Raw genomic sequence first — 15,050 nt, forward strand, 5'->3', positions numbered from 1 at the left:
CACGGGCAAGCCACGCCGGCTCGCACTTTCAAGATCGGCCATGGCCACGACAGCGGCTGCGCTCATGGCTCTGGCGGGCTGCCAGAACATGCCCGCTCTCGACATGCAGATGGGCAGCCCATCCGCCAAGACGGTGGCCACCGGTAGCGCGGCCGGCTCGGCCACCGCCGGCGAAAGCAGCCAGCTCGAGCGCTGCGAGTCGCCGCTGGGCACCGTCTCGCTGATCGAAAACGTCAATGCCGGCTGGTACACCGTGCTCACCGGCGAATACCGCCTGCCGCCCACGGCCAACCTGCTGCGCTTGCTGGTGCAGCAATCGAACTGCTTCGTGGTGGTCGAGCGCGGCGCGGCCGGCATGAACGCCATGAACCGCGAGCGCGCGCTCATGCAGTCGGGCGAAATGCGCGGCGGCAGCAACTTCGGACGCGGCCAGATGGTGGCTTCGGACTACGGACTTTCGCCCGAGATCGTCTTCAGCAACAACGACGCGGGTGGCCTTGGCGGTGCGCTGGGCGGGTTGGTGGGCGGAGGACGAGGCCTCGCCATCGCCAAGCTGGGCGCGAGCTTGCAGACCAAGGAAGCCAGCGCGCTGTTGACCCTTATCGACAACCGCTCGGGCGTACAGGTGGCGGCGGCCGAAGGCAGTGCCTCCAAGACCGACTTCGCGGGCTTTGCCGGCCTGAGCGGCGTCTCCGCCGCAGGGGGCATCGGTGGCTACACGCGCACTCCGCAGGGCAAGGTGATTGCCGCTGCGTTCATGGACTCCTTCAACCAGATGGTCCGCTCGCTGCGCAACTACAAGGCGCAGACGGTGCGCGGCCAGGGCCTCGGCGGCGGCGGGCGCCTCGGCGTGGATGGCGCAGCGGCGCCTTCGTCGACTTCGGCGCCGTCTGCGTCGAATCGCAGGGGAAAGTAGACCGCGGCCTTGGCTCGACCTGCCCCGGTCCCGGGGGCCTGGCACGCCTTTAGAACCCGAGGCTCTCCAGCAGGTCGTCCACCTGCGCCTGGCCGGTCACGGCGTCCGGGTTGCCGGCCACCACCTGCGGGCCGTTCTGCAGGCTGTTGGCCTCCGCCTCGTGGCGTTTTTCAAGATGCTTTTCGATGTGCGAGTTGTCGATCAGCACCTGGAGCAGTTGCGTCTCCACGTCGTTGACCACTTCCATCATCTTCTTGATGACCTGGCCGGTCAGGTCCTGGAAGTCTTGCGCCATCAGGATTTCGATCAGCTGCGTGTTGATGGCGCCGGCCTTCTGCGGCACTTCCTGCAGGTAGCCGCGCGTGTCCATGACCAGTTGGCGCGCATGGTCCAGTTCGACCGGGTTGGCAAACCATTCGTCCCACCGCTTGCTGAGCCCCTTGGCGTTGCTTGCAAGGTCTTCCTGCAGCGGTTGCGCCAGGTCGATGGCGTTGAGCGCGCGGTGCGCCGCCCGCTCGGTCATCGAGGCGATGTAGCCCAGCCGGTCGCGCGCATCTGGAATGGCCTGCGCGGCCTTGGCCACCTGCTTGTCGAGCCCCAGCTCGCGCAGGCCTTCGCGCAATTGCCGGGTCAGCTGCCCGATGCGCCCGAGCAACTCTTCGGCGGTGTTCCCGTGCTCCACGGGTTCGAGCGCAGCGTGTGTCATTTCAGGCCGCCTCTTTCTGGAGCTTCTCGAAGATCTTGTTGATCTTCTCCTCGAGCGTGGCCGCCGTGAAGGGCTTGACCACATAGCCGTTGGCGCCTGCCTGAGCGGCCGCGATGATATTTTCCTTCTTGGCTTCGGCCGTGACCATGAGCACCGGCAGCTTGCCGAGCTCGGGGTCGGCGCGAATGGTCTGCAGCATGGTCAGGCCGTCCATGTTGGGCATGTTCCAGTCCGACACCACAAAGCCGAAGTTCCCGCCGCGCAGCTTCTCGATGCCGGCCGCGCCGTCTTCCGCCTCGTCGACGTTCAGGAACTCGAGTTCCTTCAACAGGTTGCGCACGATGCGGCGCATGGTCGGGAAGTCGTCCACAACCAAAATTTTGATGCTCTTATCGATCACGATTTTTCCAACTCCAACAGTTCGTTTTTCAAACCCGGTTCGCGCGTTCGCCGAAGGTGCGCAGATGGGCCAGCACGCGGCGCCCCATCTCTCCCAGCGGCGCCACGTCGTCAACGGCACCCAATGCAATGGCCTCGCGCGGCATGCCGAAGACCACGCAGCTCGCTTCGTCCTGCGCAAATGTGTAGGCGCCCGCCTGCTTCATGCGCAGCAGGCCTTCGGCACCGTCCTTGCCCATGCCCGTCAGGATCATTCCGATCGCGTTCTTGCCGGCATGCCGTGCAGCCGAGTCGAAGAGCACGTCGATGGAAGGACGATGGCGGTTCACCGGCGGCTCCTCGTTCAGCTGGGCCACGTAGTTGGCGCCGCTGCGGCTGAGCGACAGGTGAAAGCCGCCCGGCGCAATGTAGGCATAGCCCGGCAGCACGCGCTCGCCGTGCTCGGCCTCTTTCACGGTGATGCGGCACAGGCCGTTCAGGCGCTGCGCAAAAGACCGCGTGAAGCCGGCCGGCATGTGCTGCGCAATGAGCACGGCCGGCGCGTCCGGCGGCAGCGGCAGCAGCACCTCGCGGATGGCTTCCGTTCCGCCCGTGGAGGCGCCGATGATGATGAGCTTCTCGGTGCTCAGCAGCGGGCTGCGCAGCATCGGTTCCTGCGCGCTCTCCGGCGCACCCTTCGCCGAGGCGGCGTGCCGGCTCGGCAGCAGCCGCGCCGCGGCGGCCGTGCGGATCTTGCCCGCGATGATTTCGGTGTACTGCATGAGCCCGTCGCGCACGCCAAGGCGCGGCTTGGTCACGAAGTCGATGGCGCCCAGCTCCAGCGCGCGTAGCGCGATTTCCGAGCCGCGCTCGGTCAGCGACGACACCATGACCACCGGCATCGGGCGCAGGCGCATGAGCTTCTCGAGAAATTCCAGACCGTCCATGCGCGGCATCTCAACGTCGAGCGTGAGCACGTCCGGATTCGTCACCTTGATGAGGTCGCGCGCCTGCAGCGGATCGGCCGCGGTGCCGACCACCGTCATGTCGGCCTGGCTGTTGATGATCTCCGTCATCACGCTGCGGATCAGCGCCGAATCGTCGACGCAAACTACCTTGATCTTCTTCATGCGACCCAACTTCCTTTGCCATACGTGGCAGACCATTTGCGCAGCAGCTCGCCTTCGTCGTGCTGGACCGCCTGAATATCGACTTGCGCGCGCAGCTTGCGCACCACCGCCTTGCCGGTGGGCAGCAGGCACACGCGGCGCGCGTGCAGGCCGCGCAAGTCCTGCGCGGCGATGGTGATGCGCTGCTTCTCGAGGTAGCGCAGCACGAAGTCGGCGTTCCGCCCGCCGATGTTGAGCATGGTCATGTTGGCCAGCACCGCTGCGCCGCCGAAGACCTTGGCCCGCAGGCGTTCGCGCCTGGCGCCGGCGCGCAGCAGCTCGGCAATGAGCACGTCCATGGCATAGGCGCCGTAGCGCATCGACTCGACCTGGTCGCGCGCGTCGGCCTCGGCATCGTCCGGGAGCATGAAGTGGTTCATGCCCGCGACCCCCGCTTCCACGTCGGTGATGCAGGCCGCCACGCAGGAGCCCAGCACCGTCGTCAGCAAGATGCCTGCATCGGTCACGTAGTACTCCGCCGGCAGCAGCTTGACTGCCGTGCAGTCGAAGTCGCGGTCGAAGTAGTGGTGAGTGGCCACCGAACCCGGCACGGCCGGCGGCCTGGAACCCCGCTCCTGAAGCAGGCTCGGATTCATGCGCGCGCCTTGCTCAGCGTGTACACCGTCTGCCCGACCGTCTTGAACGTCTGGTTCACCAGCGAGGCGTTTTCGGAATGCCCTGCAAACAGCAGACCGTTCGGCTTCAACAGAGGCACGAAGCGGTCCAGCAGCTTCTTCTGCGTGGGCTTGTCGAAATAGATCATCACGTTGCGGCAGAAGATCGCGTCCACGGGCTCTTTCACCGGCCATCCAGCGTCCAGCAGGTTGAGCCGCGAAAACTTGACCATGGCGGCCACTTCGGGGCGCACCCTCACCTTGCCTGCGTTGGCACCCGTGCCCTTGTTGAAGAAGCGCCGCAGGCGCTCCGGAGAGAGCCGGTTCACCTGCTCCATGGTGAACACCGCGGCCGAGGCCTTGGCCAGCACCGAGGTGTCGATGTCGGTGGCAATCACGCGGGCGGTGCTCGCGCGCTCGCCGAGCGCCTCCATCAGCGTGATGGCGATCGAATAGGGTTCTTCGCCGGTCGATGCGGCCGCGCACCACACGGTGACGGGCTGCGTCGCCTTGCGTGCCAGGTCCGCAAGCACCGGAAAGTGGTGCGCTTCGCGAAAGAAGGACGTCAGGTTGGTCGTCAGCGAGTTGATGAACAGCTGCCACTCGTCGCCGTCGCGGCTGTCTTCCAGCATGCTCAGGTAGGTGGAGAACTGGGGCAGCCCCAGGTCGCGCAAGCGGCGCGAGAGCCGGCTGTACACCATCTGCCGCTTGTGCTCGCCCAGGGCGATGCCGGCGCGGCGGTGAATGAGCGTGCGAATCCGCGAGAAGTCGCTGTCGGTAAAGAGAAATTCGGAGGTCATGCTCAATGCCTCAATGGCCGTCAATGGGCACCGCGTCCTGCGACCAGGCCAGCGCGGAAAGGTGTGCGGCGTTGACCTGGTCGGCGCTCAGCAGCAGCGCCTCCGCCAGGCGCGGCGCATCGCCGGTGTCCAGCTCGCAGGCCTCGGCCAGCGAGAGGAAGGGGCCGTACACGCCGCCGCGCGTCATGATGGCTTGCTGAACCGAATCGGAGAGCTGCACCTTGCTGAGCACCTCTTGCATCGGAATGCCGAGCAGCTGGTCGATGAGCGAGAACATGCCCACGACGAAAAGGTTGTCCGACTCGCCGCGCGGCAGCATGATTTCGCCCATCAGCTCGACGAATCGGCCGCGCATGATGGCCTTCTTCATCATGAAGGGCGGGCTGCCCGTCGGGTTGCTGGTTGCCAGCAGCATCGACAGCCAGCGGAACAGCGGCGAGTAGCCGAGCATGGTCACCGCATGGTGCAGCGAATGGATCTCGACGCCCGCGCCCACGGCGGGCGAGTTCATGTGGCGCAGCAGCCTGTAGGTGAGCGCCGCATCGCGCTTGAGTGCCGCTTCGATCTCGCGCAGGTCTTCGTTGCGCTGGATCATCTGCAGCAGCCGCATGATCAGGATCGATTCGGGCTCCAGCGCGTGGCTGCCCGTTTTCACCACGGGCGGCGGCAGGCCGCAGCTCGGATCGGCAAACACGTCGATGCGGCGCGCGGCGCAAGCCTCGAAGTCTTTCCACGAAGCCATGCGCGTCGCAATCGGCTGAACGGGCATGTGGTCGGGCTGCTCGCCGCGGCGTGCGGCCGCAACGAGCATGGGGTCTCCGCCGCCCACGTCGAAGTGGGTCACCATGCCCAGCAGCTCGTGGTCTTCGGGCAGCGCAGTGGCGCCGCGCAGCATGAAGCTGAACCCCTGCTCGCGAAGGAACAGCAGCACCGGCCGGAGGTCCTCGTTCGCAAGATCGGCAAGCTCCACGCAGAACACGGTGTATTCGGGCGGCAGCGATTGCAGCGCGCCGTGCGCCAGCGATTCGGCGTTCACATCGAAGAACAATTCGCTGCGCCCCAGCTGCCAAGGGGTGTCCGGCGGATTGAGGTGCTCGGTCACGCAGGCCACCAGGGCCTTGAACTGCGTGATCGCGTCCGGAGCTTCTTCGGGCTTGGCCGCCGGGCGCCAGTTGAGCTTGTAGCCCGCAACGCGCTTCTGGGCATCCAGCAGCAGGGTGTAGGCCACATAGCCGTCTGCATTGCGCAAGGCCGTCAAGTCTTTCGACTGTCCGGCTGCCGCGGTTTCTTCGGCGGTGGAGCGCCGGAAAAAATCAAAACGCATTGCATCGTCTCCGTATGGTTATCGTTCTTCAGGCGGCAACCGGGTCCATCCGGGCCGCATGCGCCAGGGCGGTGGTGCGCGTCACGTGCGCGCGCTGGATGCGCGGCATGGCATCCACGTCGATGATGAAAGCCACGCTGCCGTCGCCCAGGATCGTTGCGGCCGAGATGCCCGGAACCTTGCGGTAGTTGGTTTCCAGGTTCTTCACCACCACCTGGTGCTGGCCGAGCAGTTCGTCGACCAGGAGCGCAAAGCGCGTTTCGCCGGCCTGCACGATCACCAGGATGCCCTGCGTGGGATCGGTCTGTGCGCCCGACACGTCGAACACGCTGTGCAGCTCGATGAGCGGCAGGTATTCGCCGCGCACCTTGATCACGTGGCCGTCGCTGGTAATCGAGTGCAGGTGCTCGGGCCGCGGCTGCAGCGACTCGATCACGTAGCTGAGCGGCAGGATGTAGGCCTCGGTGCCCACCTTGACGGACATGCCGTTCAAAATGGCCAGCGTGAGCGGCAGCACGATGCGGGTGGTGGTTCCCCAGCCTTCGCGCGAGCTGATCTCGACATGCCCGCCCATCTCCTGGATGTTGCGCTTGACCACGTCCATGCCCACGCCGCGGCCCGAGATGTCGGTGACCTGCTCGGCCGTGGAGAAGCCGGGCGCGAAGATCAGCTGCCACACCTCGTCGTCGGGCATGGTCTCGGTCACGGGCAGCCCCTGCTGCATGGCCTTGGCCAGGATCTTTTCGCGGTTGAGGCCGGCGCCGTCGTCGCTCACCTCGATCACGATGTTGCCGCCGTGGTGCTGGGCCGACAGCAGCAGCTGCCCTTCGGCTTCCTTGCCCTTGGCAATGCGCTGCGACGGCGTTTCAATGCCGTGGTCGAGGCTGTTGCGCACCAGGTGCGTGAGCGGATCGATGATGCGTTCGATCAGGCCCTTGTCGAGTTCGGTTTCCTTGCCGAAGGTGTCCAGGCGCACCTCCTTGCCGAGCTTGGCGCTCACGTCGCGAATCACGCGCGGGAAGCGGCTGAACACATAGTCCATCGGCATCATGCGGATCGACATGACCGACTCCTGCAGGTCGCGGGCGTTGCGCTCCAGGTGGCCCAGGCCGCTCAGGAAGCGCTCGCACTCCACGGGGTCGAGCATGGTGGCGGCCTGCGTCAGCATCGACTGGGTGATGACGAGTTCGCCGACCAGATTGATGAGCTGGTCGACCTTCTCCACGTCCACGCGGATCGAACTCGAGTCCTTTGCGGCCGTGGCCGCACCCGCGGCGGACGGCTTGGCGGCCGCGCCTGCGGGTGCCGCGGCGGGGCGGGCCGCTGCCGGGACAGCCGGCGCGGCGGCCACTGCTGCCACCGCTGCCACCGCTGCAATAGGCGGCGGGTTTGCCGCGCTCGCAGCGCTTTCGGCGCCCGCCGCAGCGGCGGCTTCCGGCGTGATCTCGATCTGCGATTCGTCGATGACGAAGCAGCACACGGCAATGATGTCGTCCGGCGAGCAGGTGGTCTCGAGCACTACCGTCAGCTGGTCGTTGCTGCGCGTGCGCGACAGCAGCTTGCCGAGGTTTCCGAGTTCGTCGGCCAGCAGGTCGCATTCGCTGTCGGAAAGGCGCGAGAACTTGATACGCAGCGCGTCGTGCCCCGCTGCGGCCGCAGCGGCGACAACAGGGGCGGCAACCGCCACCGGCGCTGGCGCGGGCGCCGGGGCCGGTGCGGCGGTTGCGCCGCCCTCGGTCTCTAGCGCGAGCTGCCGGAGCACGCCGCAGATGTGGGCGACCATTTCGGGATCGGGTTCGTTCTCGGCCTGATAGGCAATCAGTTGTTCTTGCAAGGCGTCCTTCGTTTCCAGAAATGCATCGATCATCGAGCGGCTCAGGTTCAGCTGACCATGGCGCGCGCGGTCGAGCAGGGTTTCAAGCAGGTGCGTCGTATCGGTCAGCGCAACAAAGCCGAACGTGGCCGCGCCGCCCTTGATGGAGTGCGCGGCACGGAAGATGGCGTTGAGCTGCTCGCTGTCGGGCGCGTCGGCGTCCAGCTCGAGAAGCAATTGCTCCATCTGCGCCAGAAGCTCGACGGCTTCGACAAAAAATGCCTGGGTGAACTGACTGAGATCCATCGTTGCTCCGAACCGGCTTGCTGTAGGGCCGGCATCAATTTCTATGGGTGCTCTGCGGAAGCGCCGCCGCCGGCGCTCCCCCTGGCCGTTACCTTGACGCTCTGGGCGGGAAGCAGCGGCGAAGGCGACGACTGTGACTTGGCGGGCCAGCTCGCGGCATTGCCGCTTCCGCTGTTCTCGCGCTCTATCTGGTGCTGGGTGCGGTGGTTGAGCAAAATGATGCTGATGCGCCGGTTGATCGGGTTGCGCGGATTGCTCCTGTCCAGGTGCATGCTGTCGGCCAGCCCGACCACGCGCAGAACCTTGTTCTCGGCCATGCCGCCCACCACCAGTTCGCGCCGCGAGGCATTGGCCCGGTCGGCCGAGAGCTCCCAGTTGCCGTAGGAACGGTCGCCGTTGGTGTAGACGATGGCGTCGGTATGGCCCGACAGGGTGATCTTGTTGGGCAGCTCGTTGAGCGTGGGGCCGATCTCCCGCAGGATGGCGCGCATGTGCGGCACCAGTTGCGCGCTGGCCAGATCGAACATCGGGCGGTTCTCGCTGTCGACGATCTGCAGGCGCAGCCCCTCTGTGGTGATGTCGATCAATATCTGCGAGCGGAACTGCTTGAACACCGGGCTGTTCTCGATGAGCTTGTCCAGCCGGTCCTTCATGCTGGCCAGGCGCTCGGCGTCGGCGTCTTCTTCGGCGTCGGCCCGCTGGACCTCGCCATCGGCGCGCGTGCTCGGGTCCATGCCGCCGCCCGGAATCACGCTTTCGCTGGTGCTGCTTTTCTCGCCGCCGTTGATGGCCACCTTCAGCGGCATGCGAAAGTGTTCCGCAATGCCTTCACGCTGCTTGGGCGAGGCATTGGACAACAGCCACATCACGAGAAAGAACGCCATCATGGCCGTCATGAAGTCGGCATAGGCGATCTTCCAGCCGCCGCCGTGCCCGCCGCCTCCGTGGGCGGGAACGCGCTTGACGACGACCCTGTGTTTTTCCGTGCTCATGGCAATGTTCCACGCCGTGTATCAGCGGGCCTTGACCTCGCGCACGTGGCTGTCCAGCTCGGTGAAGCTGGGCCGCTCGGTCGAGAACAGCACCTTACGGCCGAATTCCACCGCCAGCTGCGGTGCGTACCCGTTCAGGCTTGCGAGCAGCGTGACCTTGGTGCACTGGTACATCTTCATGCTCTCGGCCACCTTCTGCTCGATGAGCGAAGCCAGCGGCGAGACGAAGCCGTAGGCCATCAGCACGCCCAGGAAGGTGCCCACCATCGCGTGCGCAATCAGCGCGCCCATCTCAGAAGGCGGCAGGTCGGCCGAGGCCAGCGCATGCACCACGCCCATCACAGCCGCAACGATGCCCAGCGCGGGCAGCGCGTCGCCCACGCGCGAAAGGCTGTGCATGGGTACTTCGGCTTCGTGCTTGATGGTTTCGATCTCGTGGTCCATCAGCGCTTCGATCTCGAAGGCGTCGGTGTTGCCGCTGATGACCAGCCGCAGGTAGTCGCACAGGAACTCCATCACGGCCTCGTCGGCCAGGATGTTGGGGTAGCGCGCAAAGATCTCGCTCTTGGCCGGGTCCTCCACGTCGGACTCCAGCTTCATCATTCCTTCCTTGCGCGCCTTGGCCAGCAGCTCGTAGAGCAGCGCCAGCAGGTCCAGGTAGAGCTGCCGGTTGTGCTTGGACGAGCGCAGCAGGAGCGGCAGCTCCTTGAGCGTGGACTTGATCGTCTTGCCGTTGTTGCCCGCAATGAAGGCGCCCAGCGCGGAGCCGCCGATCATCAACAGCTCGACCGGCTGGAACAGCACGCCGAAGTGCCCGCCCATGAGCGCATAGCCGCCGAACACGGCGCCTATGACCACCAGATAACCAACCAAAAGGAGCACGCGCTTCCCCTACTGCCCTTGAGGCGTCGATTCAAAAGCCTTGCCCACGGGGGCAAGGTCCGCTTTTTTCAATGAAGTCCACCGCCGTCGAGCGCCGACTCCACGGCAAGACCAATGCTTTCCATGCCCGGCACCGCGATCTCCCCGGCCGCAGCGCGCTCCGAACCGCGCGCCTTGCCTGCCCGCGACGGGGGCCGGCACAGCACGCAGACGTACCCGCTCTTGTGGTCGTGCGCATGCGCCACGAACTGCCCCGCGCACCGGCAGCAGGTGCTCAGCTGCAGCATGTCGCTGTCGAAGAAGCGAACCATCGTGTATGCACGCGTGAAATCCAGAATTGGCTCGCTTTCCTGCGCTTCAATTTGCTGCAAATACAATTTGTAGCTTTTAATCAATACCCAAACCTTTTCTTCATCCGAATGGGTTTTCATGAATTGATACATGTTGTAAAACATTGACGAATGGATATTCGCCAACCAAGTCATATACCAATCCGTTGAAAAGGGGAGCAGCCCCTTGGGCGGAGAGACGCCCTTGATTTCCTTGTAGAGGCGGATCAGCCGCTCGCGGCTCAGGCCCACTTCCGACTCAAGGAACTGCAGGCGGGCGCCGAGGTGGATCAGCTGGATCGCCAGCTGAACTTCGCGCACTTCGCCAAGGACGCTCTTGGTGCTCATACGGCTGCGGTCTCTTTTTGGCTCTGCAGGCTTCGTGCCGACATCAGTATCGACATGTGCGCTTGTTGCAGCATCGTGTCCTTACCTTCGCCAACCACTGCCGACATCGAGGCATGCTCGTCAAGGCGAAAACTGCACAGCAGAAAGTTCGACGCCGCCAGTTTGAGGATCTGCGCCAGCGACATGCTGGCCAGCATGTCGGCCAGTTCGCGGCTCACGCCCAGGCGGAACATCGCTGCCACACGGTCCTGCTTGACCAGCTTCTGCGCAAGCAACATGTAGGCGAGATTGATGTCACCGATCTCGCGGGAGATCTCGCCGTTGGCCACGTTCATCACAATATCCGTTTCCAAAATTGCACTCCGTTCAGTCATGTCTTGAGTGAATTATTCCAACTATTTAACACTTTGTAACTTTCGATCACGGGGAAACTGTAAAGCGAGCTACAAGTACATGTAAGCTTTTGTTGCAACCACGTTACATGGTTTCCACCGATGAAATTAGTTCTCATTTATTCTTGAAAGTTAATTACAAAGCATTAACTTTTTCGGGCCCTGCGGCACCCTGGTCGGCTTCGATCCCGTGGATCCACGCCATGACCTCTGCCACTGCCAGATAGAGCTGCGGCGGGATCTGCCGATCGAGGTCCACCTGCATCAGCAGCTTGATCAGGTCCGCCGAGGCGTGCACGTACACGCCGTTCTCCCGCGCCTGCCGCAGGATCGACTCCGCCGTTACCCCATAACCCTTGGCCACCACCACCGGCGCCTTCGCCTGGTCGGCATAGGAGAGAGCCACCGCGCTCGGGCGCGTATCGGTCGAGGCAGTCATCCGGCATGCCCCACCGGGCTCATCGCCGTGATCTGCAGGTCTTGCAAGCGCAATCCGGCGGCCTCGAGGCGCGGCCCCAGTTCGCCGCTGTCATTGCGCAAGCGCGCGAGCGTTGCGATTTCGCTTGCGGCAAGGCGGGCCTGAACGAGCTCACCCGTCAGGCTCAGCCGCAGATCGACGGCACCCAGCCTGGGCAGCGAGAGCGAAACGGTGGTCGACCAGCTGCGCGGGCGCTCCTTGCGTTCGTCGTTGCGTTGGCCTCCGGGCGCATCGCCGGGCTGGTCGGCCTCTTCGTGGATCGACCACTCCATCGGAACATTCGGCCATGCCTGGCCGCTCCAGCGGAAAACCGAGGTGGCCAGCAGATCGAGTTGCTGATGCACCAGCGCCACGGTTTGGGGGTGAATCATTTCAGCCGGCGCGGCCACCGAAGCGGCCGTGCGCGCCGAAGAGGCGGCGGCACTGTTTTCGCCGAGGCTGCGGCTCGCGTTGCGCTCGTCGGAAACCACGCCCGCATCACTCGCATTGCCCGCAAGAGCCGGAACCGCGGCCGAAGCCACCGGAACTCCCTGGCTCGTGTAGACCGACGCGGGCGGTGTTTGCGTGGCTGCACCTGACGGAACAGCAACGGGTTGCCCTTGGACGGGTGCGCCCTGCAAAGGCTGGCTCGCCGCGGGAATGGACGGGCCCGCAGCGGCAACCGGTTGGCCAGCGGCGGGAGCCGCCAAAAGTTGCTCCGCAGCGACGGGTCGGCCCGGAATTACCTGGACGGGCTGCGCCTGCGCAGGCACCTGGGACTGCGGCTGGGCCGCTCCGGCATTGGCAAATGCGGCTGCCTGCGTCAACCGCATTTGCGGCTCCTGCGCCAATTGCTGCACGGTGCGAAGGCCGTTGGCAAATTCGACCAGATGCGATTCGTAGAACAGGCCGCTTGCTGCCACGGTCTGCGCCAGCGCGCCGGCGAGCACGGGCGCCGCGGGCGTCTGCGCCGAGAGCCACAGGGGCGCCGCGCCACGCACAGGCTCGGGGTCGGCATGAAGATCGGCCAGCACGGCGCTGATGGCACGGGCCGCCGCCGACCACTGGGTAGCCACCGAAGGCGGTGCATCGGAGGCGCGCGGTGCGCCCGCCGGCACCTTGGCAGGCAGCACGGCCTCGAGCAGCGAGTGGGACGGCAGCCGAACATCGTTCTTGACCTGCTGGACCTCGGCCACGGCGCCGGCCGGCAAGCTGGTGCCGACCTCGGTCTGCAGCGCAGCGAGCTCCGGCCGCAGTGCGGCGAGCTTCGTTGCGAGCGGCGCATCGGCGAGTCCGATCGATCTGTTCATTGCGTTGCCGTGCTCTCTTGCAGGTCAATACGGCGTGCCGTATGCCCTGCCGAGTTCGCTGCGCATCTGCAACTGGGCCATCTTCGACACCAGGTCCTCGAGCTGCGGCTTGACCATGTCGCACACCTCTTCCTGGTCGGAATGGATGCAATCGATCAGGTTGCGCACCTGCTCCAGCTGCACGGGGTCCAGCGACACCTTGCCGATGGCCTTGAGGCGGTCGACCAGCGCCGCGCAACGGGCTTCGAGCTCGGCAAGCCGTTCCCATTCCTTGGCGCGGGCGAGCGCCGCCATGAGCGACATGGTCGAAGCCAGTTCGCTGTAGCAGTGCAGGACTTCGTGGCGGACCGGCATGGCCTGCGATTCCGGTGTTTCAGTTGTCGGCACTTGCACCGCCGACTTCGCGCCATGCGGACGCAATGTTCTCGAGAATCGCTTCGGCCTCGTCGAGCGCCTTCACGTCGTGGTGCAGGTTTGCGTACAGCAGCCGGCGAATCACGAAGTCGTACAGCGCCGACAGGTTGGCCACCAGCTCGGCGCCCGCGGCGCCTGCCGCCTTGGCGTCCAGGCTGGCCTTCAGCCCGTTGTCGACGATGCTGATGGCCTTGGAAATCGCGTTGCCCTTGGCCACGGTGTCGCCGCTCGTCATGTGGTGCCGCGCCATGCCGATGGTGGTGACGACGCCGTCGAACAGCATGACGATGAGCTGGTGCGGAGACGCACTCATGGCCTGCGTTTCCACGCCGACGCGGGCATACGCGTTGGCACCGGCCCTGAAGTTGTGAGAGGTGTACATGGATTGCTCTGCTGGAATTACTTGCTGCTGCTGCTTTGCATGCTTGCGAACTGCTGCGTGAGATAAGTGCTGGTGCTGCTCATCTGGCTCATCAGCAGGTCAAGCTGGGTGAACTGCGCGCGATAGCGCTCCACCTTGGCATCCACGCGCATCTTCATGTCGGTGAATTGCTGGTCGAGCTGCTTGAGGGAGGCCGTCATGCCGTCCGAAGCCACCTTGAGCGCGCCGCCGGTGGAGGTGAGGTTGTCCACCACCGCGCTGATCTGCTTGCCGTAGCCAGCAGTGCTGCCGGTCGCGCTGGCAAAGAGCCCCGCAACGCCCGAAAGATTGGTGCTGACGGCCGTCTTGAGCTTGGCCGAATCGACGGCCATGGTGCCGTCCTTCTGGAACGTGACGCCGATTTCCGACAGCACCTTCAGATCGGTCGGGCCGCCGGCCTGCGGCGTGGTGAGCGCCTGGCGAATGCGGGTCTGCAGGTTGCGCAGCGTGGAGTCGCCGACCAGCGCAGCGCCGGTCTTCGAATCCTTGTCGTAAGTGGTCAAGGTGTTGGCGGTGGCCTGCAGGCTGTTGTAGGCCTTGACGAAATCATTGATCGCTGCCTCCACCGTGGCGGTGTCGGGCTGCGTTGCAAGGTTGCTGGAGCCGGTCTTCAGCAGGTTCAGCGTGGTGCCCTGGATGGCTTCCTTCACGGTGTTGCTCGCGCTGGTCACGGCAATGCCGTTGACCGTGAGCTGCGCGTTCTGCGCGGCCACCGTCTGGCGCAGGTTCTGCGTACCCGCGGGGTCGTTGTTCAACAGGCCCTGCAGCGACGCATCGCCGGCCACCGAGATGCGCATGCTCGATGCTTCGCCCGTTTGCGAAGACGTCAGCACCAGCCGGTGCGGCGTGCCGCTGCCGTCGTTCACGATACTGGCCGACACGCCGGCCTTGGCCGCGTTGATCGCGTCGCGGATGCCTTCGAGGGTGTTGTTGGTGCCGTTGATGGTGATCGGCACGGCGGTGCGGCTCGCATCCTTCGTGAAGCTCGCACCCGTGTAGGTTCCGGTTGCGGCATCGAGCGTGCCGCCGCCCACGGTGCCGAAGTCGATGGTGATGGTGCCGGTGCCGACGGCGGCCTTGGCGTCGGCCCGACCAGCTGCCACCAGCGATTGCGACTGCGCAAGCTTGGTTACGTCAACCGTGTAGGTGCCGGCCGTGGCCGTGCTGCCGGCCGATGCCGTCAGTACCTCGGGCACGCTCGACGTGACCTTTGCGCCCTGGAACAGCGCGGGGTCGGACAGCTTCTTGGCCGCCGCCTGCAGCGTGCTGAGCGAGTTCTGCAGCGTGCCGTAGGCCGAGAGCTTGCTCGTGTAGCTCACCTGCCGTTGCTGCAACAGCACGAGCGGCTGGCTCTCCGCCGTTTCGAGCTGCGTAAGCAAGGTGCTCAGGTCGAGCTTGGAGCCAACGCCAAGGCTGCTGATCGATGCCATGTTGAGATGTCCTGAAAACTACGAATAGGAGAAAAAGAAAAAGAAGGAG

The 15,050-nt window shown here is 65.0% G+C and carries 17 protein-coding genes; 1 reads left to right on the forward strand and 16 read right to left on the reverse strand.

From position 1 onward, the window contains the following. The first annotated feature begins 40 nt into the window (after positions 1-40). A complete protein-coding gene (locus M0765_RS03590) occupies positions 41-916 on the forward strand; it encodes a CsgG/HfaB family protein (protein ID WP_258508104.1) in 876 nt (291 codons plus the stop codon). A gap of 49 nt (positions 917-965) precedes the next feature. Here M0765_RS03590 and cheZ read toward each other — a convergent pair whose 3' ends face one another. The 16 genes from cheZ to fliD form a co-directional block, all read right to left on the reverse strand. After that, positions 966-1,622: a protein phosphatase CheZ gene (cheZ, locus tag M0765_RS03595; protein ID WP_258502086.1), complete on the reverse strand. Its 657-nt coding sequence runs from the start codon at positions 1,620-1,622 to the stop codon at positions 966-968. Between the two features lies 1 nt (position 1,623). Beyond that, a complete protein-coding gene (cheY, locus tag M0765_RS03600; RefSeq protein ID WP_185868148.1) occupies positions 1,624-2,019 on the reverse strand; it encodes a chemotaxis response regulator CheY in 396 nt (131 codons plus the stop codon). 31 nt (positions 2,020-2,050) lie between these two features. Continuing rightward, the gene (locus M0765_RS03605; RefSeq protein ID WP_258502087.1) at positions 2,051-3,130 is read right to left on the reverse strand and encodes a protein-glutamate methylesterase/protein-glutamine glutaminase; all 1,080 of its coding nucleotides are present in this window, start codon (positions 3,128-3,130) and stop codon (positions 2,051-2,053) included. Then, a complete protein-coding gene (gene cheD / locus M0765_RS03610; RefSeq protein ID WP_258502088.1) occupies positions 3,127-3,765 on the reverse strand; it encodes a chemoreceptor glutamine deamidase CheD in 639 nt (212 codons plus the stop codon). The genes M0765_RS03605 and cheD overlap by 4 nt, the downstream gene beginning before the upstream one ends. Beyond that, a complete protein-coding gene (locus M0765_RS03615; protein WP_258502090.1) occupies positions 3,762-4,583 on the reverse strand; it encodes a CheR family methyltransferase in 822 nt (273 codons plus the stop codon). Before M0765_RS03615 ends, cheD begins: the two co-directional genes overlap by 4 nt. A gap of 10 nt (positions 4,584-4,593) precedes the next feature. Beyond that, positions 4,594-5,907, reverse strand: a complete 1,314-nt coding sequence (locus tag M0765_RS03620) for an EAL and HDOD domain-containing protein (RefSeq protein ID WP_258502091.1) — start codon at positions 5,905-5,907, stop codon at positions 4,594-4,596. A gap of 28 nt (positions 5,908-5,935) precedes the next feature. Then, a complete protein-coding gene (gene cheA / locus M0765_RS03625) occupies positions 5,936-8,026 on the reverse strand; it encodes a chemotaxis protein CheA (RefSeq protein WP_258502093.1) in 2,091 nt (696 codons plus the stop codon). A 41-nt stretch (positions 8,027-8,067) separates the two neighbouring features. Continuing rightward, positions 8,068-9,018, reverse strand: a complete 951-nt coding sequence (gene motB / locus M0765_RS03630) for a flagellar motor protein MotB (RefSeq protein WP_258502095.1) — start codon at positions 9,016-9,018, stop codon at positions 8,068-8,070. A 21-nt stretch (positions 9,019-9,039) separates the two neighbouring features. Further along, entirely contained in the window at positions 9,040-9,900 is an 861-nt protein-coding gene (motA, locus tag M0765_RS03635; protein ID WP_258502096.1) for a flagellar motor stator protein MotA, read from the reverse strand. Positions 9,901-9,968: 68 nt separating this feature from the next. Next, positions 9,969-10,577, reverse strand: coding sequence for a flagellar transcriptional regulator FlhC (gene flhC / locus M0765_RS03640; protein WP_258502097.1), 609 nt, complete (start codon positions 10,575-10,577; stop codon positions 9,969-9,971). Continuing rightward, positions 10,574-10,912, reverse strand: a complete 339-nt coding sequence (flhD, locus tag M0765_RS03645) for a flagellar transcriptional regulator FlhD (RefSeq protein ID WP_258502099.1) — start codon at positions 10,910-10,912, stop codon at positions 10,574-10,576. Before flhD ends, flhC begins: the two co-directional genes overlap by 4 nt. Positions 10,913-11,105: 193 nt before the next feature. Next, positions 11,106-11,408, reverse strand: coding sequence for an EscU/YscU/HrcU family type III secretion system export apparatus switch protein (locus M0765_RS03650; RefSeq protein ID WP_258502100.1), 303 nt, complete (start codon positions 11,406-11,408; stop codon positions 11,106-11,108). Then, positions 11,405-12,736, reverse strand: coding sequence for a flagellar hook-length control protein FliK (locus M0765_RS03655; RefSeq protein ID WP_258502101.1), 1,332 nt, complete (start codon positions 12,734-12,736; stop codon positions 11,405-11,407). Before M0765_RS03655 ends, M0765_RS03650 begins: the two co-directional genes overlap by 4 nt. Positions 12,737-12,760: 24 nt before the next feature. Next, positions 12,761-13,090, reverse strand: a complete 330-nt coding sequence (locus M0765_RS03660) for a flagellar protein FliT (RefSeq protein WP_258502102.1) — start codon at positions 13,088-13,090, stop codon at positions 12,761-12,763. A 19-nt stretch (positions 13,091-13,109) separates the two neighbouring features. Further along, the gene (gene fliS, locus M0765_RS03665) at positions 13,110-13,532 is read right to left on the reverse strand and encodes a flagellar export chaperone FliS (RefSeq protein ID WP_258502103.1); all 423 of its coding nucleotides are present in this window, start codon (positions 13,530-13,532) and stop codon (positions 13,110-13,112) included. Between the two features lie 17 nt (positions 13,533-13,549). Beyond that, a complete protein-coding gene (fliD, locus tag M0765_RS03670) occupies positions 13,550-15,001 on the reverse strand; it encodes a flagellar filament capping protein FliD (RefSeq protein WP_258502104.1) in 1,452 nt (483 codons plus the stop codon). Positions 15,002-15,050: the final 49 nt, after the last annotated feature.

This window comes from Variovorax sp. S12S4, assembly GCF_023195515.1.
In the GTDB taxonomy this organism is placed as follows: domain Bacteria; phylum Pseudomonadota; class Gammaproteobacteria; order Burkholderiales; family Burkholderiaceae_C; genus Variovorax.